At 57.1% G+C, this 19,879-nt stretch carries 19 protein-coding genes; 14 read left to right on the top strand and 5 right to left on the bottom strand.

The window, feature by feature from the left end; genetic code table 11:
• From ACT8II_RS07545 to ACT8II_RS07555, 3 genes are all read left to right on the top strand, one after another.
• Positions 1–522, top strand: a 522-nt coding sequence (locus ACT8II_RS07545) for a hypothetical protein (RefSeq protein ID WP_443813598.1), incomplete at its 5' end; no start/stop codon positions are given.
• Entirely contained in the window at positions 519–1,733 is a 1,215-nt protein-coding gene (locus ACT8II_RS07550; protein ID WP_412108423.1) for an ATP-grasp domain-containing protein, read from the top strand. The genes ACT8II_RS07545 and ACT8II_RS07550, both read left to right, overlap by 4 nt.
• Before the next feature lie 506 nt (positions 1,734–2,239).
• Positions 2,240–3,664, top strand: coding sequence for a reverse transcriptase domain-containing protein (locus tag ACT8II_RS07555; RefSeq protein WP_412108422.1), 1,425 nt, complete (start codon positions 2,240–2,242; stop codon positions 3,662–3,664).
• A 143-nt stretch (positions 3,665–3,807) separates the two neighbouring features.
• Here ACT8II_RS07555 and ACT8II_RS07560 read toward each other — a convergent pair whose 3' ends face one another.
• Positions 3,808–4,032, bottom strand: a complete 225-nt coding sequence (locus tag ACT8II_RS07560) for a DUF4160 domain-containing protein (protein WP_412108421.1) — start codon at positions 4,030–4,032, stop codon at positions 3,808–3,810.
• Between the two features lie 12 nt (positions 4,033–4,044).
• Between ACT8II_RS07560 and ACT8II_RS07565 the strand changes: the two genes are divergently transcribed.
• Together ACT8II_RS07565 and ACT8II_RS07570 are read left to right on the top strand one after the other, a co-directional pair.
• A complete protein-coding gene (locus tag ACT8II_RS07565; RefSeq protein WP_412108420.1) occupies positions 4,045–4,314 on the top strand; it encodes a hypothetical protein in 270 nt (89 codons plus the stop codon).
• A 295-nt stretch (positions 4,315–4,609) separates the two neighbouring features.
• Positions 4,610–5,860 (top strand): IS256 family transposase, encoded by a 1,251-nt coding sequence (locus ACT8II_RS07570; RefSeq protein ID WP_443813600.1) that lies wholly within the window; start codon positions 4,610–4,612, stop codon positions 5,858–5,860.
• Between the two features lie 74 nt (positions 5,861–5,934).
• Here ACT8II_RS07570 and ACT8II_RS07575 read toward each other — a convergent pair whose 3' ends face one another.
• Positions 5,935–7,281, bottom strand: coding sequence for a KAP family P-loop NTPase fold protein (locus ACT8II_RS07575; protein ID WP_443813602.1), 1,347 nt, complete (start codon positions 7,279–7,281; stop codon positions 5,935–5,937).
• A 404-nt stretch (positions 7,282–7,685) separates the two neighbouring features.
• Between ACT8II_RS07575 and ACT8II_RS07580 the strand changes: the two genes are divergently transcribed.
• Complete coding sequence (locus ACT8II_RS07580) at positions 7,686–8,654, top strand: Abi family protein (RefSeq protein ID WP_443813604.1); 969 nt, start codon at positions 7,686–7,688, stop codon at positions 8,652–8,654.
• Positions 8,655–9,795: 1,141 nt separating this feature from the next.
• Here the strand turns inward: ACT8II_RS07580 and ACT8II_RS07585 are convergent.
• Positions 9,796–10,380 carry a hypothetical protein gene (locus ACT8II_RS07585; protein ID WP_443813606.1) on the bottom strand — a complete coding sequence of 195 codons (585 nt, stop codon included), beginning with the start codon at positions 10,378–10,380 and terminating at the stop codon, positions 9,796–9,798.
• A 102-nt stretch (positions 10,381–10,482) separates the two neighbouring features.
• A complete protein-coding gene (locus ACT8II_RS07590) occupies positions 10,483–11,022 on the bottom strand; it encodes a hypothetical protein (RefSeq protein ID WP_118653383.1) in 540 nt (179 codons plus the stop codon).
• Positions 11,023–11,304: 282 nt separating this feature from the next.
• Between ACT8II_RS07590 and ACT8II_RS07595 the strand changes: the two genes are divergently transcribed.
• The 3 genes from ACT8II_RS07595 to ACT8II_RS07605 all read left to right on the top strand — a co-directional run bounded on the left by ACT8II_RS07595 (position 11,305) and on the right by ACT8II_RS07605 (position 13,069).
• Entirely contained in the window at positions 11,305–12,135 is an 831-nt protein-coding gene (locus ACT8II_RS07595) for a hypothetical protein (RefSeq protein WP_118653385.1), read from the top strand.
• Between the two features lie 144 nt (positions 12,136–12,279).
• Positions 12,280–12,774 (top strand): hypothetical protein, encoded by a 495-nt coding sequence (locus tag ACT8II_RS07600; RefSeq protein ID WP_443813609.1) that lies wholly within the window; start codon positions 12,280–12,282, stop codon positions 12,772–12,774.
• A gap of 1 nt (position 12,775) precedes the next feature.
• Entirely contained in the window at positions 12,776–13,069 is a 294-nt protein-coding gene (locus ACT8II_RS07605; protein ID WP_294122952.1) for a DUF2442 domain-containing protein, read from the top strand.
• 72 nt (positions 13,070–13,141) lie between these two features.
• Here the strand turns inward: ACT8II_RS07605 and ACT8II_RS07610 are convergent, their stop codons facing one another.
• Positions 13,142–13,441: a GNAT family N-acetyltransferase gene (locus ACT8II_RS07610; protein ID WP_443813611.1), complete on the bottom strand. Its 300-nt coding sequence runs from the start codon at positions 13,439–13,441 to the stop codon at positions 13,142–13,144.
• Between the two features lie 568 nt (positions 13,442–14,009).
• Between ACT8II_RS07610 and ACT8II_RS07615 the strand changes: the two genes are divergently transcribed.
• From ACT8II_RS07615 to ACT8II_RS07635, 5 genes are all read left to right on the top strand, one after another.
• Complete coding sequence (locus ACT8II_RS07615; RefSeq protein WP_366465282.1) at positions 14,010–15,455, top strand: sensor histidine kinase; 1,446 nt, start codon at positions 14,010–14,012, stop codon at positions 15,453–15,455.
• A 401-nt stretch (positions 15,456–15,856) separates the two neighbouring features.
• Positions 15,857–16,690, top strand: a complete 834-nt coding sequence (pstB, locus tag ACT8II_RS07620; protein WP_443813618.1) for a phosphate ABC transporter ATP-binding protein PstB — start codon at positions 15,857–15,859, stop codon at positions 16,688–16,690.
• A 31-nt stretch (positions 16,691–16,721) separates the two neighbouring features.
• The gene (locus tag ACT8II_RS07625) at positions 16,722–17,399 is read left to right on the top strand and encodes a response regulator transcription factor (protein ID WP_118653413.1); all 678 of its coding nucleotides are present in this window, start codon (positions 16,722–16,724) and stop codon (positions 17,397–17,399) included.
• Positions 17,400–18,875, top strand: a complete 1,476-nt coding sequence (locus ACT8II_RS07630) for an ATP-binding protein (RefSeq protein WP_443813614.1) — start codon at positions 17,400–17,402, stop codon at positions 18,873–18,875.
• A 149-nt stretch (positions 18,876–19,024) separates the two neighbouring features.
• Complete coding sequence (locus ACT8II_RS07635; RefSeq protein ID WP_443813616.1) at positions 19,025–19,684, top strand: transaldolase family protein; 660 nt, start codon at positions 19,025–19,027, stop codon at positions 19,682–19,684.
• Positions 19,685–19,879 lie beyond the last annotated feature (195 nt).

The following is a 19,879-nucleotide window of genomic DNA, read 5'->3' on the forward strand; positions in this document are numbered from 1 at the left end:
CTGGTCACGACGGGCAGTACCGATCCCTTCGGGTTCCTGCCTGCCTTCCTCGCAGCCGTCCTCGATGACGCCCGGCTCGACGGGGTTGGGTTTGACGTCGTTGTGGGCGGAATGGTGGCGGATGATGCCGCCTCGACGGTTGAGCGAATCGCCTCCGAGAGTCGCCGCGTGGATGTGATGCGTGCGGTGTCCGACATGGCTGACCTCATGGCCCGTTGCGATGCTGCCGTCTCGGCCAACGGGACGACCGTATATGAATTGGCCGCCGCGGGGCTGCCGACGGTGGCGTTCTCTATGGTCGAGGAGCAGGTTGCGAGCGCCGAGTCCCTCGCGCGCCTCGGTGCCATCGAGTATTGCGGGCCGGTGGGGGAAGACGTGTCCCGGACAGCGGCGGCATGCATCGACCGCCTTGCCGGCCTGGCCTCCGATCCCGTGTGCACTGCAGCTTTGGCGAGGCGCGCCCACGGCCTCATCGACGGGCTCGGGGCGGAGAAGATAGCGAAGGAGATAATGCGGCTATGAATCAAAGGGAGAAACGAGGAACCGTCGTGATGCTCGGGGGGAGTCGGCTGCAGCTGCCCGCCATCGAGGCGGCGCAGAGACTCGGCTTCCGGGTGGTGTGCGCGGACTACGACCCCGATGCGCCGGGCGCCCGTGTCGCCGACGCTTTCTCGCTTACGAGCACGCTCGACGTCGAGGCCGTGGAGAGCCTGGCTCGCAGGGAAGGGGCCGACTTCGTGATCACCTCCACCAGCGATGCGCCCGTGAGGGTCGCCGCGATCGTCTCGGAGCGCCTGGGGCTTCCGACGGGCATTTCGTCCGAGGACGCCGTGTGCGCCACCCAGAAAGACGCCATGCGGACCAGGCTCGCGGAGCACGGGGTACCGATGCCTGAGTTCAGGGTGTGCAACACCGTCGAGGAGTTCGCGAGCGCCCTTGAGCACTTCGGCTACGATTGCATCGCCAAGCCTGCTGACTCCGCTGCCAGCCGCGGAGTCAAGCTCATCACCCCCGATAACCGCTCTGCACCCGTTGGTGAGCTTTTTGAGCTCTTTCGCGGCTTCTCCCGTAAGGGGACCGTCATGGTCGAGCAGCGTGTCACCGGCCGTGAGGTGAGCGTGGAGGGCATGACCGTCAACGGCGCAACGACAATTCTGGCTATTACCGACAAGCTGACCACCGAGCCGCCGTATTTCGTGGAACTCGGCCACTCCGAGCCGTCGCGGCTTCCAGTGGAGGCGCAGGAGGCCATCCGCGAGGTGGCGAGGAGGACCGTCGAGGCCATCGGTATCGTCACGGGGCCGTCTCACACCGAGATCATGCTCACAGAGGACGGTCCGAAGGTCATCGAGATGGCGGCCCGCCTCGGCGGCGACTTCATCACCTCCAAGCTCGTGCCGCTGTCGACAGGCATAGATTTCGTAGAGGGCACCGTGGCGACGGCTCTCGGCCTGCCGTTTGACTTCACCCCTAGGCTTCATCGCGGTTCGGCGATCCGCTTCATCACCGCGGGCCGTGCGGGGTCGCTGCGGACTATCGACGTGCCCGAATCTGTGCACGAGGCGGAGGGGGTCGAGGAGGTCGAAATCTATCTCTCCCCTGGGGATTCGATCGAGACCCCCCATTCGAGCAATGACCGGATTGGGCATGTGGTATGCAAAGGTTTCGATGCGGATGAAGCGGCCCGTCAAGCTGAGCGTGCGCTCAGCGAAATACAGGTTGTTGTCGCATAGCTGGCTAACTACCGCGACGGGCCGCAGAGCTTCATCGGCGTCAGCGTTGAGCAACACTTCCTTTTTATTGTTGCAGGGGGGTGCGGTACTATTTGAGCGTGCTGCTCATCACAATATGGAGCCGAACTGTTTCAACAACATTGTCTTGCTCAAGCGTCGTGTCACGGTTTAGGGTTTAGCGCTTTGACTGTGTTTCTAGGCAGCGTTTTGGGTACAATAAAATCGCTTTACGCACTTGGCGTAAAGGTGCGTTATCGCCATCAATAGCGCAAACGACGAAATTCCGACGTTCGCACCATTGATGCCGACGTTGCCTGCGCATAGCTGGACAAGGGCGCTGATAATCATATCGGTTATCTCTGTATCTCCTTCTAGTATGCCATAGGCAAGCATTGGATTGGGCGGCCGCATTGCGTTGGTGAACTCGCTCCACCTCATGTTAGCCTGCTCGGTTTGGGTGAGCCGCCCCCTATATACCGAGCAGGTTGATTAAAGGCGGTGGATCCGTGGACGATTTCGACCCGTCTCGTATTCCAGGGTACGCGACCAAGAAGACCTACGCTCATTTCGATTACCGCGTCTCATTCAGGGATGTCGAGGCGAGGGTTTGTAGCGTTGATTTTATTCAGCGCCACGCATTTCTTCCATTGATTGCGAATACGCTTTGCCATGTGAGATTCAGGGATGGTGAGAAGACCCTGAAGACGAGAGATGTCGCATATGCATCTCACTTGGATCACAGGATTTTTCAGTATTACGCACTCCAATGGGGCAAGTTATATGACCGCCGTGCCTTAGAAGCGGGCATCAGCAGCGTCGCCGCCGCCTATCGAAGCGGGTTCCACCTCACGAATTACACTGTTGCCGCGGATGCGATTGATTCTATTCGCAAACAGGGGGATTCGCTGGTTATCACGGGGGACTTCACTCATTTTTTTGACAACCTCGATCATCGTTACTTGCGCAAGGCCGTGAGAGGGTTTTTTGACGAGGGCGTGCTTCCACCGGACCATTACCAAGTTCTGAAAAACATATTGCATTATTGCTATTGGCCTGTTGGCGATTTGGCGAGAAGGAACGGGCTTGACTGGATTGATCTTCAACCGGACGACCCGTTCACGTTTGGCAATTATGCGTCCAAAGTTCGATCCAAGGCGTTGAGGAGCCTTAACAGGTTACCGCGCATCTTGACACCTGCGGAGTTTTCGGCTTGCAAGGATTCTTCGATCGTTGTCCCTTGGAAAGGAAGGCATGATGCGAGAGGCATCCCCCAGGGGCTGGCAACAAGTGGCGTCTTGGCGAATATGTATATGTTTGATACCGACGCTCAGATTAACGCGTGTGTTGGCAGCGTGAATGGCAGGTATATACGATATTGCGACGACTTCATCATTGTGGTCCCAGCCAAGGATCTCAAAACGGCAAGCAATGCACTTGCCTTGGCACAGCGAGTTCCTGCAGTTGAGCTACAAGATGAAAAGACCAAAATCCACCGTGTAAACGATGGGAAGGTTGAGCGGCTTTCATTCGACGCATTGCTCGCAGGAGAAATAGAAGTTGTGCGGACCGCGCGGCATTCTGGAAATCATGTTTCGTTTCTTGGATTTGATTTCAACGGCAAAGATGTCCGAATTCGCCAATCTACAGTTGGCAGGTTTTACAACAGGTTTTATCGTGCTGCTAGATCAATCGGCAGACTGGCTGATAGTCCGGACAAGCACCCGAGCAAGAAACGCGTAAGCGCATTGTACGAGCATTACTCTCCGAAGGGAAACAGATCGAGTGACAAGCGAGGCGCTTCGGATCCAAGGTGCTACGGAAACTATCTTTCATATGTTGCAAGAGCGCAGAGTGCTTTTCCGAATGATCCCATTAGCGGCCATGTATCCAAGATGTACAGGAAGATTAACAAGGCAACGGGTAGGGACTGACGCTGTCTTTGGTGCTGTGAGTGGCGGTAAAGTCGCAGCGAGAGCGTAATCTCTCGAATTTGCTTTCAGATTGGGATGCCTTGGCAGTTGTGATCGTTGAACCCTAGGTCCGGGCATCAGGTTGGCATCGCCCCAAAACGGCATCAACGTGTATAGAACAGCCTCGATTTGCCTCTGCGCACATCGATATCCACTCGGATGCCGTCGGTCAGGTCGTTCCAACGCTCAAGGAGATCCTGCTGATTGTCTTTCACCCAGCGGCAGGCAGTTCTGAGGCGCTTTTTGGGGAAGCGCGGGGAAGACTCAAGGACGCTTGAGTCCATCAGGCTGATGCTGGCCGACGCTTCATTCTGATGGCTAGCGTGCACGTGGGGAGTGTGATGCTGATCGCCCTCCGCGCCGCTCGCTGCGTCATCCGCACCTCAACCGAGCGCCCCGAGGCGCTCGACAGGGCCTGCTTCGCGCTCGCCGGCATCGACGGGCGCGGCCTGCTGAACGCGGTCCGCACCGCCGTGGCACTGGACGCGGAGGGGCCGCTTCCCCAGGCCCCCGTTCCCGACTACGCCGACGAGAACGTGTCCACCAAGGTGGTCAAGAGCATCCAGTCCTACACCGGCATCGTGGACAAGATGGTGTGGAGGAAGCGCTAACCGCTTCGGAACTGCATGCTGCGTGCAACCGCCTTCAGACGGCTTGCCTTTGGTTGGGGATGACTGGAGGCGGGCCATCCGAAGGCGGTTCGTGTTTTGGGGACCTTACGAGCGATACCTGCTTTGAGCAAGCTTCATTGGATGGGCGCGCTGCGTTGCCAATACTGACTAGGTGCAACGCTCACTCTCGATCACGTCGGAAATGTTGGTGTAAGTGGAGGTCGCTAAAGGGACGGCCGCTGCCTAGAATTCAAATCAGCTACGAGATGGATTCGTTCGAAAGGCAACGGCCGCAATGGACACTTTACAGCAACTCCCAACCCACGGCGACGGGCTCCTCGACATGAGGGAGCTGGCCCGCACCCTGCTCGAGTCGATGGTCAACGAGGTGATGGACGCGCAGGCCGATATGATCTGCGAGGACGGCTCAAACGCCCGCAACGGGTACCGCGAGCGGGGCCTGACGACCCCCGTCGGCGACATCACCCTGCGCATACCCAAGCTCCGCGCCGGCACCTACTTCCCAGAGGGCATAATCGAGCGCTACTCGCGGGCCGACAGGGCGGTGGCCGCGGCGGTCGCGGAGTCGTGGGCCAGCGGCGTGTCGACGAGGAAGATGGAGCGCATCGCCCGCAAGATGGGCATCGAGAGGCCCTCGAAGGACCAGGTCAGCGCCATGTGCAGGTCGCTCGACGCCGAGGTGGGCGGGCTGTCCTCGCGAGACCTCGGGGCGCTCGAGGTGCCCTACCTGTTCCTGGACGCCACCTACGTCAAGTGCAGGAGGGAGGGGCGCGTGCAGTCCACGGCCGTCGTCACGGCGATCGGCGTCGGGTCCGACGGCGTGCGCCGCATGCTCGGCCTCGCCGCGATCGACACCGAGACGTACGCCGGCTGGCTCGGCTTCCTGCGAGGACTGCGCGAGCGCGGGCTCTCCGGTGTCCGCCTCGTCGTCAGCGACGCCCACGCGGGCCTCGCGCGAGCCGTCTCCGAGTGCCTGCCGGGCGCCGGCTGGCAGCGCTGCATCGTGCACCTCGAGCGCGACGTGTGCTCGCTGTTGGCCTCCAGGCGCCACAGGGCGATGGCCGGCAAGGCCCTGCAGGCAGTCTTCCGCGAGACCGACCCCGCGACCGTCAGGTCCGCCTACCGGGCGGCCATCGACGCCGTGGGGGCCCTGTCCGCAGCGGCCGGGGCGCTGCTGGAGGACGCCGAGGCGGACGCCCTCGCGTACCTGGACTTCCCGGCCGAGCACCGCCTCCGCATACGCACGAACAACGTGCAGGAGAGGATGAACAGGGAGATAAAGCGCAGGTCGAGGGTCGTACAGGTCTTCCCGAGCCCGGGGTCGATGCTGCGCCTGGTGGGCGCCGTGTGCGCCGAGCAGGACGAGGACTGGTCGAGCAGGCGCTACATCTCGCCCGAGTCCATGCTCAAGCTGGCCGAGCCCGCGGGGCCCGAGCCCGTCGAGAGCGAGTCCTCCCGCAGGAGGGGCCTGATGCTCGTCGAGGCCGCGATGGAGCTCGCCGGCGCGGGGAGGAGGGCGGCGTGATGCTATGATGCAGAGGGATTCAGGCTGCAGCCCGTCCCAGAAAGACCGGCTACACCAACTTTTCCGACACTACCTCACTCTCTTTCTATCATGGGAATCAAGCAGCCGTTTTCCACCTCTTTGATTGTCTTGTGGGCCGCGTTCCTCTTATCAAATTGATTGCTCCATCGTAGGGCGGCAACCGCATCAATGAGCTCATCGATGCGGTTCTCATCATCGACCACGCTCTGATAGTCGCCAGGGCTGATACAGTGGCGAAAAGTACCCACAAAGCAGTCCTTAATTCCTTTTGACCCTTTCACCTCTTTCGTGAAAACGGAATAGTCGCCTTTGTTTATGAGTCGATCGTAGGCAGCTGGATCGGACACTTGTATCCCGGCCACAACGGTATCCATGAAGCTGACCCGAAAGACAGCCCCGTTCGTGCTCCGCGCATCGTCGAGGCGCTCCAATTTCGGCTTACATATGTCGATGAGGCGATTCGTTTCTCGTAGCGACATTTCGTGTGCCTCAACAATTGATTTGATGACCAAGCTTGATTGGAAGGTCGGATTCATATCCATATGTGTCAGATAGTCGTCCATATCTACCGTGCGGATTGGGAGCGTAATGTCGTAGAACTTGGATAGATAACGGCTACCGTTAAAGCCCGCCCCATATTGTCCTTCGATTACATGTGCAAGCTGTTTAGTGTTGAGAGAATACAGTACAACGACGTTATCCAGATCGAACAAGGTCTTGAGCTCCTCCAAGAGCCTGCAAGCGAATTTTGGCTCGCATCTGTCGAGCTCGTCGACGATGAGGAGCAACTTGCCTGCCCGTTCTTTGAGTACGAGATTTACGGCTTTGGCCACTGCGTCTCGTAAGCTTGATCGCTTTTTGAATGCGTCGAGTAGGTCCTTTGCTTTCATGGTCTGCGCTGCTTTATCAATTGCGGAGCCAAGTCCGGAGAAGCAATGATTGAATACTAACTCTATAAGTGTCTCAAGCGCCGTCTTTATCACTTTACGGTCCGACGGCTCGTACTCGAGGCGAACCTCGTCGACTTCCGCTGCGAGCGTGCATGCAATTGACGCTAAGGGATCGTCCCAGTAGTCATAGCTCCAAGCGTTGTAGTAAACAGGCAGATAGTCACAATGCCACGAGGTATCGCCTTTGAATGCATTACCGGCAATCATATCAATCCCGGCTGGCAGCACGTCTGGGTAGGTATTTAGGGTATCTATGACGACCTTGAGAGATCTGACGAAGTATGTTTTCCCTGAACCCCAATCCCCATCGAGAAAGATTGAGAGCCCCTTGTCTATGTTCATCAGCAGGCGCAACATGTCCGTTATGTCCTGATTGCGTTTAAGCGAGTTACTCGATATGAGCCCAAGAAGTTCATCGTCGCCGGGATTGTAATTGGTTCGTTGCAACATTTTGGCCTCCTATTTATTTGGACGTTGTTGGCTCATTTCTTCCCAGGAACAGAGGGTGTTAATCAAAAACAATGGTTGATATTCTCGCCTTGTATGCGATCACGCCTGAGTTTCTGATGTTGTCTTCAGTCGGGGACAATCGCACTTCCGATTTTCAAGCTCGTTGAGCTGATTCATGGATGCAGCTCTCGGGCCTCTTGCCTCTTCGTTAGTGCGGCGTGCAAGCGGGTTCGGAAGTCATTGTGCGACCTGCACTCGCAACGCGAAATGAACAGGCATTGGGCCGCTTTGATTAATCTCCGTTGCTGAGCAGGCGCATGGGTAAAGGGGTATTATTGAAAGCCATCTCAGTGGCATCGGGCTGTCCGATCCCCCCATTCGTTCGTCTCCAAGGTAGTGATCGCATGGAAATGAAAACTCCCAAACCTTGGTTAACTGCCGAACAGCAGGTTGCGCATCTCGAGGCGGAAGGGGTTCGGTTCGAGATGGCCGATCGTTTCGAAGCGGAATCATATCTGAAGACAAACAACAACTTCTTTCGTATCAACCAATTCAAAAAGGGCTTTCCCCGGTATTGTGGGGGATTGCACGATGGGGAGTATATTCATCTTGATTTTGCGATGCTCAAGAATCTTGCAATCATCGACTATGAGTTTCGTCAAGTGCTCCTCTTGATAACGATGGATGTCGAGCATTTTGCAAAGATCAAGCTACTTAGTTATCTGGAGAAAAAGGGAGAAGACGGATATTCAATAGTTGCAGATTTTTTAGCTTCCAGGGATCGTGTTGGAAAAGATGGGGCAACTGTCACCAACCCCGTAAAGGTGGAAATAGATCGAGCAAAAGAAGGGTGCTACACGGACGCGTTTGTTGACGGCTATCCAGGCTACGAATTTCCGGTCTGGGTGTTTGTTGAACTAATCCCCTTTGGCGTGTTTAATCAGTTTCTTTTCTTCGTGGCAAATAAGCATGATGACAAGAAATTGCGCAGCGCATTCTATCGGCTTCAGAGTGTCAAGTCGCTTCGTAACGCATGCGGGCACAATAATTGCGTTCTAGATGATTTGAAAAGCGGTGAGCCGAAGTATCAGGTGGGCCATGAAGTTAAGAACGCGCTGCGCGCTGTTGGTTTTTCCGACCCAACGTTAAGAACGAAGATGAGTAACGATAGATTGCAGCAGATATCAACAGTGTTATATATGCATCATCGCATGGCGTCATCTGGCGTGATTGCTGCAAAGGGGGAGCAGCTTCGTCATATCACGGATCGAATGTATAGGAATATTGATTACTACGAGAAAAACGATGTTGTTAGAAGCTCGTTCCAGTACTTTAAGAAGCTGGTTGACGCGTGGTATCCAGACGCATCGTGAAATGTGCGCTTTACGGCTCATGTTGATTTTCAAACTTGAGGCATGCGTTCAAGGGACGATGTTTTCGTGAAGGATATGAGGCGTAGTTTACTCCCCCTTTTAAGGTGACGTAGACTACGCAGTACTATACAAAAGCTCTTCGGGAGCTTTAAGGGCGATGCTTTCTCCGAGAGTGTTGCCCTTTTTTATGGTAGGAGATTCAGCGGCTCATTCGACGGTGGCGGAAATGGCTGATGGCCATCTATTTCACGCTCGGAACGTCGAGTTCGCCGTCATCGGGTGGCGGGATCTCATGCGTGCGGTTGGCTCGGTTCTACGTCTTGATCGGCATCGCCCCAAAATGGCGTCAGTGTGTATAGAACAGCCTCGATTCGCCTCTGCGCACATCGATATCCGCTCGGATGCTGTCGGTCAGGTCGTTCCAGCGCTCAAGGAGATGCTGCTGATTGTCTTTCTCCCAGCGGCAGGCAGTTCTGGGCCGCTTTTTTGGGCGATTATTTCGCGTCGCGGGACAGATCGTTTCGCGGTTTTCGTATCGGTGCGAACGGTGCTTCCGCAGCGCTTGCCCCGGTCGCCGCGGTCGCTGGAGATGAGCGGAAAGAGCGTCCTATCCGCGCCGCTGGCCCCAGGGGGTGCGGACCTCATTGCGATTTCTACTCAATTATCAGTGACCATGATGCCCAAGAGGCGGTGACCATTTGGACCAGTAGGCCGATCCTTCATCCTTCAGAACGAGGGCAAGTGTAAGGTGCCGACTGATTCGTCGCTGCTGCTCGCAATAGGAGCGATGCCTTGGCCCGATGACGTTCGAGGTATACAGAGGGTCACTCGGTGAGGCAGTCCGAAGTGGCGGATGACTGAATATCGCCTTCGAGTTTCACCCCCCTGTGTTCTATCCGATTCCTGTCTATGGTTCAGTCGTCATTTGCTGATGTCGCCGTTTCGCCACTCAAGAATTCTGGGCGTCTCGACAAACAGTCCGCGATTTCTGCATCGAATATTTCTCGTGCCCATTCGTATGCGGGCAGGCTGACAGAGCGAATGAGCTCAAGGGCATCTTGATAACGACCCTTGACGTTAACAAGTCTCAGATTATCCCGGTGGCATACCCTGTTTCGCAAAGACCTCATTCTCGAGAGTCTCAAGCCGATGTATGCGCGTGGGGATAGTTTTCAGCGTTCCTTTTTGGTCTTCGTATATTGGGAAACGCTTGGTACAAGACATCCTTCCAGAGTCTTGCGCATTGGGCGTCGCGTTTCCGAGCGGCTTCCCATGATTCCCGCCGTTCTGATTCTATGGGAGCGCGGGGACTGAGCCCCGCAGGATTGCCAACCATATTTTTCCATGTTCCCAAGGTTGCATGGGAAATCATGTCATCGTGAGAAGCGACCTCCTGTCCTTCGTGGAGATACTGCTTGGCTCTCTTCTCCCATTCGGTGCGATGGACAAACGGAGCGAGCACGGGGGCGCTTGAATATATATCGGAGCACGTGGTCCATGTATTCTCAAGGTCCTGGGCCATCCACCACTGGTTAATTGCGCTGTCTATGGAGTTGCGAACGATGACTTCCGCCAAACCGATCGGCTTTAATAATGCCTGCCCTAAATCGAGCTCCCATGCGCAAGCTTCCAGAGCCTCTTCAGCGTTGTCGGCGGCATTGAGGACGATGGCGACACGAGGGCCCCCGAGCAGGGGCAACACATCTTTTGGCGAATAGGCGTCCATGCGTTTGCCTTTCCGATGGCGTAAAGTTACAATACAAGCAAGACGGTCTTTAGACCGCGTTTCTTATACTGCGCCCGGTGTTTCTCACTGGGCGCAGTTGGTTTATTCGGAAAGTGATTCTAGAATTGCCTGAATAAGGCTTTCTGCTGTCTTGATTCCCGGTATCGTGAGTTCGAGCGTCCAGTCCCGCGATCCAGTCTTGCCCTTTTTGATGAAATTCCGTTTATCCATCTCATACGCTTTCGAGAAATTCCCGGTATCAAGGCACGATTGTCTGCGACATTGTTCCTTAATGTAGGCGGCTTCAATGGGCTTTTCGGCTCCGTAAAGAAGCAGCAGGGCAACGTTGCGCATTTTTTCTCGTTTGTTTTCTCCCGGAACACGTTCTTGAAGTACCGGGAGCCCTGTCTCTTGGTCCAGGTAGAATATACCTGCAGTCTCGCACTGATCCTTGAGGCTCGCATCATCTCGGTCGAAAGAATCTGGCATGATTGTCTTAGGCTCTGAAGATGGGATTGAGGGGCTTGTGGCTGTGGAGACCAGCTCAAGCATTTGCGCCAGACGCGCAGAAACAAACTCCTCGCTTCCGGAAATGGTGAATGACCTCTTCGTTAAATCTAGGCTGATACTGGATGTTTCCATGACTGACCTCCCTTGAATCTAAGGCAATGATAGCATTCGTTTTGTTTGTTGCAACTATAAACAAGTTCAAGTTCTTAAAAAACTCGTCTAATTAGATGAATATACACGTAAACAAATATATATGTCATACCTAATCTATTGATTACTCAAACCCGACTTCTGTTTAGGATGCCTCCACCAAGAACGATCCAGCATATTTACGTCTACCTATGCGGCGTCGTGAATAGGGGCATAATTTCGGGAAAGTGCTAGATATGAGGATCGAGGGTTTCGGGGGACACGATGGAACGCTACCGCCTCGTCAAGGGTTTTGGTCGCCAGGAGTACAGAGAGGAATTCCTCGACGGCAGGCTCTACATGAACTCCCTGGGGTATTTTTGGAGTAACGGAAACGAAGCCCAGAGGGACGCCGCCGAAGGTCTGAGCCTCGAGATTGAGCCGATGACTCTGGAGGCATTGCCCATAGAGTTCAGAAGGGTGCAGATGCATTGCGCTCAAGTGTGTCCATCTGGTTTTGCCTCGTGTAATATCCTCTGCTTTGCCATGGATACCGTCAAGAACATCAATGGACTGCCGTGTATCGAGACCCTAGGGAACCCTCGCGAGCTCGGCGAGTATTTCATCGCAATCGATGATATCGATCAGTTTCTCAAACGGGTGGTGTGCGCGGTGGCCGCCCAAGGGGCGGAATACATCTTTTCGCCCGTGGCCTATGGGCCTCCCGCCTTGGCTCCCGGTCGGGATCTGGGCAATCATATTCTGCTTGAGATGGATGAAGCGCCGGGGGACGCCTTCTTTCCCGATGGGCTCCCGGGGACTTGTTTCGGGCCGTTCAAAAAGGCGGTGCAATACGCGTCGCAAAGAGAGTGGAGAATTGCGCTTTACCGTGGGGTTGCGGTCGCGACCCCATACGTCTTGGATATCGGGGACATAAGGGACATCGCTCACGAACTGCAATACGATGGCCTGTACATAGACGCCGAGATCGCCGCGCACAATACGGCAGCGTGGATCTTTGCCCAGACCGGCGGAAACATCTCAAAGGAAGAGCTGACCCGGCGCTTTTACGAGTTGGGGAATCGGAAGGTTAAGATGTTCTGTACCGTGGGTTGAGGCACATGGGGGAGCCGGTGCCATGCCCCATGAGCATGAAACTTGGCTCTAGGTCGATAATCATGTCCGCACGGCGTGCGAGAATTCTCACAACATGAATTGCTTGCAGGTACAGCTTAGGATCTGACTGAAAGAGAGTGCAAAATGGCTATTTCGAATGTTGATGCTGTGGTGACGGCGTCGACCGCGCTAGTGGCTCTTTTTGTCACGTTCCATCAAATAACTCAGTCAAACAAGCAGGGGCTCTTTAACCATCGGCTTAGCGTGTGGACAAATGCTAGGAGCCTCATGAATCTTTGTGAGAAAAATCGCCATTATCTAGAAAGGGAGCAAGAAAGCCCGGATTTGGCAAACGATTTGTCTTTTCAATTCATGACCAATAACGCTTATCTCTATTCCATTGGTCCGTCTATTGCGCATGTTCTTGAGCAAGATTACCAGCAGCTTCTTCTGTGCAAGTTGACAGAGTTGCAGGATTTAGCTCTTGAAGCGAAATTTGTATTCAAGGGCGACTTGGGTAAATCGTTGTCGTCGTTTATCGATAGCTATCACTCCCTTTTGTTTTCCATGTATCAGTACCAGATTGTATTAAAGCTGGAAAGCCCTTCGACAAGATTGAGCCGCTCGTGTAGGAGGTAGCATGTACATCATCGACGGCATCGCATATGCTGGGGAGCCCGTTGAGGGCATCGAGGTCTCCCATGCCCGGTATGTCGGCGAGCGCATCCTGCTCGTCACGTTCTCGACGGGGGAGACCCGCCTGTTCGATGCCAGCTGCCTTTTATCCATGCCCGCCTTCGAGCCGCTTGAGGACGAGGACGTCCTCAAGGATTTCCGGCTCGAACACGGCATCATGACATGGTGCGATGGCGACATAGACGTTGCCCCTGAGGCGCTTTACGAGCGGAGTTTTGAATATCAGCAGGTCGCCTGACCGTTGCCATGTTTTATGTTCGCAAAGGGCGGCCGGCCTTCGATAGTGGCGTCGCCCGCGCGCACCCTTCGCTCAGCGCTCTTCTTTCTCCAACGGCATCGTCATATGCCAATGCGTCTTACTCAGCCCGAGCCGCTCATAGAGCCGATGCGCATCAGTGCGGGACCCGTTTGAGCTCAATTCGAGCACTTCGCACCCGGCTTCGCGCGCGATGCAGAGGACGCGCTGGACGAGCTTCGTGCCTATGCCGCCTCCGCGTGCCCGAGCGTCGACGACTAGTTCGCAGATCTCGGCAGTCGGGCACTCGTGGTACAGATGCGCTTCGATTTTTAAGTTGATCACGCCGGCGGGCGATCCCCCGGATTCGGCCATCAAGCAGGTCTAGTTTGGATTATGGAGTTGCCTAGAGAAGCGTTGGAGGAACGAGGGGTAATCGAATTCCATCGCTTCGAGCTGGCACATCATGTTGTGGACAAACGCGGCGTCCGCTTCGGTTGCGGGGCGAATGATCACGTTACCGCAGGCAGGGCCCGATTGCAGACATTCCAAATTGTTCTGTGGTTTCAACCCATCTCCCATTGGCCCTCCAAATAGACGCACACTAAAGTAGTACATGCCGAGCATATGTGACGCGCTCTTGCGTATGCTGCCGAATGCGCTACGCGAGCCCCTTCTCGCGCCCGAACAGCTCCATCACGCGCTCGCCGGCCTCCTCGACCAAGATCGAACGCGCGCCCACGGCTTCCGCCCCGCATCAAGGCACGCGGAGACTCGCCCCCACTTAATCCTCGCTTAATGTACCCGCATGCCGATTGATGCGGGGCTGCATTGGTCATAATGGATGCAGGAATGTAATCATGGTCGCGCGCGATCATGCCACCTCGGGCGAGAGCGAGTGGCTATGTGGAACGACAAGCAGGCATCGAGGCGAGGGGGCCATTTGCCCGTTAACCCCATGACGGGTGCTCCGAATACGCGGACAGGCAACGTGGCGGACGTCGCTGCATCGCTGGACGCGACTCCAACGGGTTCTTCCGCCCCATCTCCCAAAGGCGGAACCAGAGCGGATGGATGCGGCTTTGGCACACCCACCGCCAGCGCGCCCCTCGCATCTGGCACCCGTGATTCGGCTTCCTCGCTCGCGGGGGACCGCACGTTCACCACGTCGAACGACTCCATGGACGAGCTCCTTGCCAAGATGCGCAACATTCTCGATAGCCGCCTGCTCTCCATCGTGGTGCTCGTGCTGATATCGTTCTCGGTGGTGGCGGGCGAGAACTTCCCCGCCTTCCTCATTGTGGTCGTGGTGGGGTACATGCTCATCGACCGGTTTATCACGGCCCGCCGCGCAGTTACGCTCGGCGGCCTTGCGTGGTTCATCGTCCTGTTCTTGGGCCGTCTTTTCACGATGGGCGCCGGCAGGCTTTTCATTGACCTCGACTACCTGTTCATGTTCTGCGGCTTTTTGCTCGCGCTCGCGGTGTGCGGTGTCTTTTTTGCCGGTCGCGCGATGTATTACATGGGGTACGACCGCGGCCAGGCTCTGGCAGATCGTGCGATCGCCGCGCATCTGGTCGACCGTCTCATTGAGCACCCCGAGAACGTGGCGAATCTTGATGGTACGTTTCTCGAGGTGGAGGGCGCTATCAACCGCGTGCGCAACCGCGAACGTCAGGTGGCGGATGCCCTGCGCGACGAGGCCCGCCGCAAAGACGACCTCGTCACCTATCTCGCGCACGACCTCAAAACGCCGCTGGCGAGCGTGGTGGGCTACCTCTCGCTTCTCGAGGAGGCTCCCGACTTGCCCGTCGAGCAGCGCGCTCGCTTTACGGGCATCGCGCTCGACAAGGCGCACCGCCTGGATGCACTCATCGAGGAATTCTTCGACATCACGCGCTTCGACTTCCACGACATCGTGCTTACCCGCGGCTATGTTGACTTGGCGTTGCTGCTCGCGCAGGTCGCCGACGAATTCTATCCCATCCTCACCGAGCAAGGAAAATCAGTTGAGGTGGAGGCAACCGCGAGTCTCATCGTGCTCATCGATGGCGACAAGATGGCGCGCGTGTTCAATAACGTGATGAAGAACGCGATCGCGTACAGCTACGAGGGGTCGACCATTCGGATCTTTGCCGAGCAGACGTCCGATAGCGTGGTCGTGCGCTTCGAAAACCAAGGTGACCCGATTCCCGCTCCCAAGCTCGGCATGATCTTCGAGAAGTTCTACCGGCTGGATGCCGCGCGCGCGACTAACCGCGGTGGCGCGGGGCTTGGCCTGGCGATCGCCAAGGAGATCGTTTCCGCGCACGGGGGCACCATTTCCTGCGCTTCCACGCCCGAGGCGACGGTTTTCACCATCGAGCTGCCTAACGAGTCGCGTGGTTAGCGTAGGCTAGATGAGCTTTTTCGTACAGAAATTGGATTTTGCGAAGTAGACAGATGCGGCACGCTGCGGCGAACTGCGGTTTTGTTGCCGCATCGCGCCCGTTGAGGCTGCTCTACTTTGCAAAATCGAAAAACAATACGAAAAAGCTCAAGAAGCTCCCGATCACAACTTCAATGCGGCGCCCGTTTCCAGATTGAGGTCCCCAGATTGAGGTTCAGAACCTTCCGATCGCGGCTCCTGCGGGTTCTTAACATCCACGCGTATCGCGAGGATGTTCCTTACAGGCTCCTTACATATGCCTTTCCGGCCTTTGAGGTGGACTCCGTATCATTCTGTGCGCTATGACGCTCATGTTGAGGAGGACCCAGGTGGATCGAACGTCTGAGGAAAGCGCCCTTGCCATGGCCCGCGCGGCCGAGGCGGCGGCATTGCGCGAGGTCGGCGCGCCCAAGATCGACCTGGGCGCTACCGTGCCCGTCCACCACGCCACGCGCCTTTCCGTGAGCCACGTCGACTTGTTTTACGGCGACCATCATGCGCTCAAGGACGTGTCCATCGATATTCCTGAGCGCGAGATCACCTCGTTTATCGGCCCGTCCGGCTGCGGAAAGTCCACGCTCCTGCGCTGCTTCAATCGCATGAACGACTACGTCAAGGATTGCCGCGTTGAGGGCTCCATCAAGCTCGATGGGCAAGACATCTACGACGGCTTCGACACCACCTTGTTGCGTCAGCGCGTGGGTATGGTCTTCCAGCATCCCAATTCGTTCCCCATGAGCATCTACGATAACGTGGCGTATGGTCCGCGCGGCATGGGTGTCAAGAGCCGTTCGGAGCTGGATGGCATAGTCGAGGAGTCCCTGCGTCGCGCCGCGCTGTGGGATGAGGTCAAGGACAAGCTGAAGTCGTCGGGCCTTGGTCTGTCTGGTGGACAGCAGCAGCGTCTGTGCATCGCGCGCGCGATCGCGGTCAAGCCGCAGGTTCTGCTTATGGACGAGCCCACGAGCGCACTCGACCCCATTTCCACGGTGCAGGTTGAGCAGCTGGCGATGGAACTTAAGCAGGATTACACCTTGGTAGTGGTGACGCACAACATGCAGCAGGCATCGCGCATCTCCGACTCTGTGGCGTTCTTCCTGTTGGGTGAGCTGGTTGAGCATGGCACCACCGCGCAGATCTTTAAAGCTCCGCGCGATCAACGCACGGCGGACTACCTCACCGGCCGATTTGGGTAAAATCCACCAATAGGCGAGAGGAGCCGTTCCTATGATTTACTACGTCGAGGACGATGACAATATTCGGGGGCTCACCCTCTATGCGCTGCGCCAGCAGGGGATAGAGGCTGAGGGGTTCGCATCGGACAGCGAGTTCAAGGCTGCCGTTGCGCGTCGCGTCCCCGATGCGGTTCTGCTCGACATCATGCTGCCCGACACCGATGGCCTCGAGATCATGCGGCGCCTGCGCGCCGACCAGGCCACCGCGACGGTTCCCATCATGATGCTCACCGCCAAAGATTCCGAACTCGACAAGGTCGTGGCGCTCGATGGCGGCGCGGATGACTACCTCACCAAACCGTTCTCCCTCATGGAGCTCACGAGCCGCTGCCGCGCCCTGTTGCGCCGCGGCGGCATGTCCAATCGTCCCGCGCCCGAGACGCTTTCCGTGGGAGGCATCGAGCTTTCCCCCAGCCATCGCGTGGTGCGCGTTGAGGGACAGGAGCTCAAGCTCACGCTGCGCGAGTTCGACCTGCTCGAGTACCTCATGCGCAAGCCCGGCGTGGTCTTTACGCGCGAGTCTCTTTTGCGCAGCGTGTGGGGCTGGGACTTTGACGGCGGCTCGCGCACGGTCGACGTGCATGTGCAGACGCTCCGTCAAAAGCTGGGCGATTACGCCGATCGCATCGAGACGGTGCGCGGCGTGGGCTATCGTTTGGCAGACCTGTAAATGACGCCTCGATGCGGCCGCGTGAGTTCGCGCGTGGCCAAACGCTCCCTTTCCAAGCGTGTGTTCGCCACGATGCTCACCATGTCCCTCATCACGATCGTGGTGTTTGCCCTGGCACTCACCTTGTTCATGCAAAAGCGCCTGGTTGATTCGACATCCGAGGAGCTGGCCAGCGAGGCGCGCGTTGTGGCAGCCTCCCTCAACAGCTCTCCAAGCTATGTCGGCATGCTTAGGCGTCTGCAGCAGAACGATACGCGCATCACGCTCGTGGGGCGGGACGGCGACGTGCTGTACGACACCGATATCGACGAGAGCAAGATGGAGGATCACGGGGATCGCCCCGAGATCGAGGCGGCATTTGAGACCGGCAGCGGTTCGGCCGACCGTTCCAGCTCGACTTTGGGCGAGGTCATGCTGTATGAGGCGGTTCGTTTGGCGGACGGCAGCGTGGTGCGCTTGGCAAAGGGCGAGGCGGGCTACCTGTCTGTTCTCTGGTCGCTTGCCGGACCCGTGGCGATTTTGACCGCCGTCGGCGTTGTGGTCTCCGTTGCCGTGGCGCGCCGTGAATCCAGGCGCATCATCGAGCCGCTGCTCGAGGTGGACCTCGATCACCCCCAGCGCAATGCACAAAACGCCTACGCCGAAATGGAGCCCATGTTGGAGCGTATTGAGACCCAGCGCCAAGAGCTTAAGCGCCAGGTGCGTGTGCTCGCCAACAATGATCGCATGCGCCGCGAGTTCACGGCGAACATCACTCACGAGCTCAAGACGCCCCTCACCACGGTTTCCGGCTACGCGGAGCTTATCGCCAACGGCATGGTGACCGACGAGGCGGATCTGCGCGACTTTGGACGTCGGATTTACAACGAGGCAGGAAGGCTCACCTCCCTCGTGAACGATATTCTCACCTTGTCCAACTTGGACGAGGCGGAGCGTTCCGAGGACGGTGCTGCGTCGGCGACGCTGGGCACGCGCGAACCCATCGACGTGCCACGCACGCTTGAGGGCATCGCCCAGCGATTGGAGCAAGTCGCCCAGCGCGCGGACGTGCGGATCGAGCTGGCGTGCGAGCCTGCCATGGTGGTGGGTGTTCCGCGCCTCATCGACGAGCTTGCGTACAATCTGGCGAGCAACGCCATACGCTACAACCGCCCCGGCGGCGTTGTGACACTCTCGTGTGGCGTTGAGCAAGTCGGCGGATCGGATGCAGATGGGGCCTCGGGGCTCTTTGCACCGTACATCTGCGTTGCCGACACGGGTATTGGTATCGCCGCTGAGGAGCAGGGCAAGATCTTTGAACGGTTCTACCGCGTGGACAAAAGCCGTTCCAAGGCTCGCGGCGGCACGGGATTGGGTCTCGCCATTGTCAAGCACGCCGCGGCGTATCACGGCGCGCGCATCGAATTGGATAGCGAGCTTGGCCGCGGCACCAGCATATCCGTGCACTTTCCGGTGCAGGAGCTGCCGGAGCTGTAAAGCAACCGCCCGTGCGGGAGCCCGCTGGCGGGCCGGCTATGTAAATTCTCGACCGCTTGTCGATGCCAAAACGCTTTAGCCTCAAAACGCCTACAACGCAACTTTTATACTGTGCTTTGTGTCGCATGATGCCGCGAGAAGGGTTTGAGATGAAGTTCTTTATCGACACGGCAGATCTCGAGGAAATCGCCGAGGCGAAAAGCTGGGGCTGCTTGGCGGGCGTGACCACCAATCCAAGCCTGTATGCAAAAACGGGCGGTAAGCTCGAGGACTTCGAGCCGCACATGCTCAAGATCGCCGAGCTGTGCGAGGGCTTGCCCGTCTCGGCAGAGGCGACGGCGAATACTGCGGAGGGCATGGTCGACCAAGGTCGCCGCCTTTCCGCGCTCGCACCGAATATCGTGGTCAAGCTCCCCATTTGCGAAGCGGGCTTGACTGCATGCCGCACTCTTGCAGACGAGGGCGTGCGCGTGAACATGACGCTCATCTTCTCTGCGACGCAGGCGCTTTTGGCGGCCAATGCCGGCGCTCGCTACGTGTCACCGTTTGTTGGCCGTTACGACGACATCGCGCTTGACGGCCTGGCTCAGCTCGAGGATATCGTGGCGTGCATTAAGAATTACGATTGGTCAGGTAAGAACCCGGACGGTCGAGTCGAGATCATCACGGCTTCCGTGCGCACGCCCAACCACGTGACGCAGGCGGCGCTCATGGGAGCGGACATCGCCACCGTGCCCATGAAAGCCCTCAAAAAATGCTTGCACCACCCGCTTACCGATGCCGGGCTTGCCGCTTTTGAAGCGGATTGAGAGCGGGTTGCATCTACTCGCTAAGTGCTTTCGCTTGATTCTCAAAACGTCTTGTGGTCAAGCGTTTTATCACAGGTAGATGCCTATATTTCACATTGTAAGGTTTTGAATTTACCGTTTGCTTTCGACCCTCCGCCACGTCCTGCCGCTATGATTACCCTGGTAACGCGCCACCGCTCACATGCAAGGAGGCAT

Source organism: Collinsella sp. (assembly GCF_052346665.1).
Classification (GTDB): domain Bacteria; phylum Actinomycetota; class Coriobacteriia; order Coriobacteriales; family Coriobacteriaceae; genus Collinsella.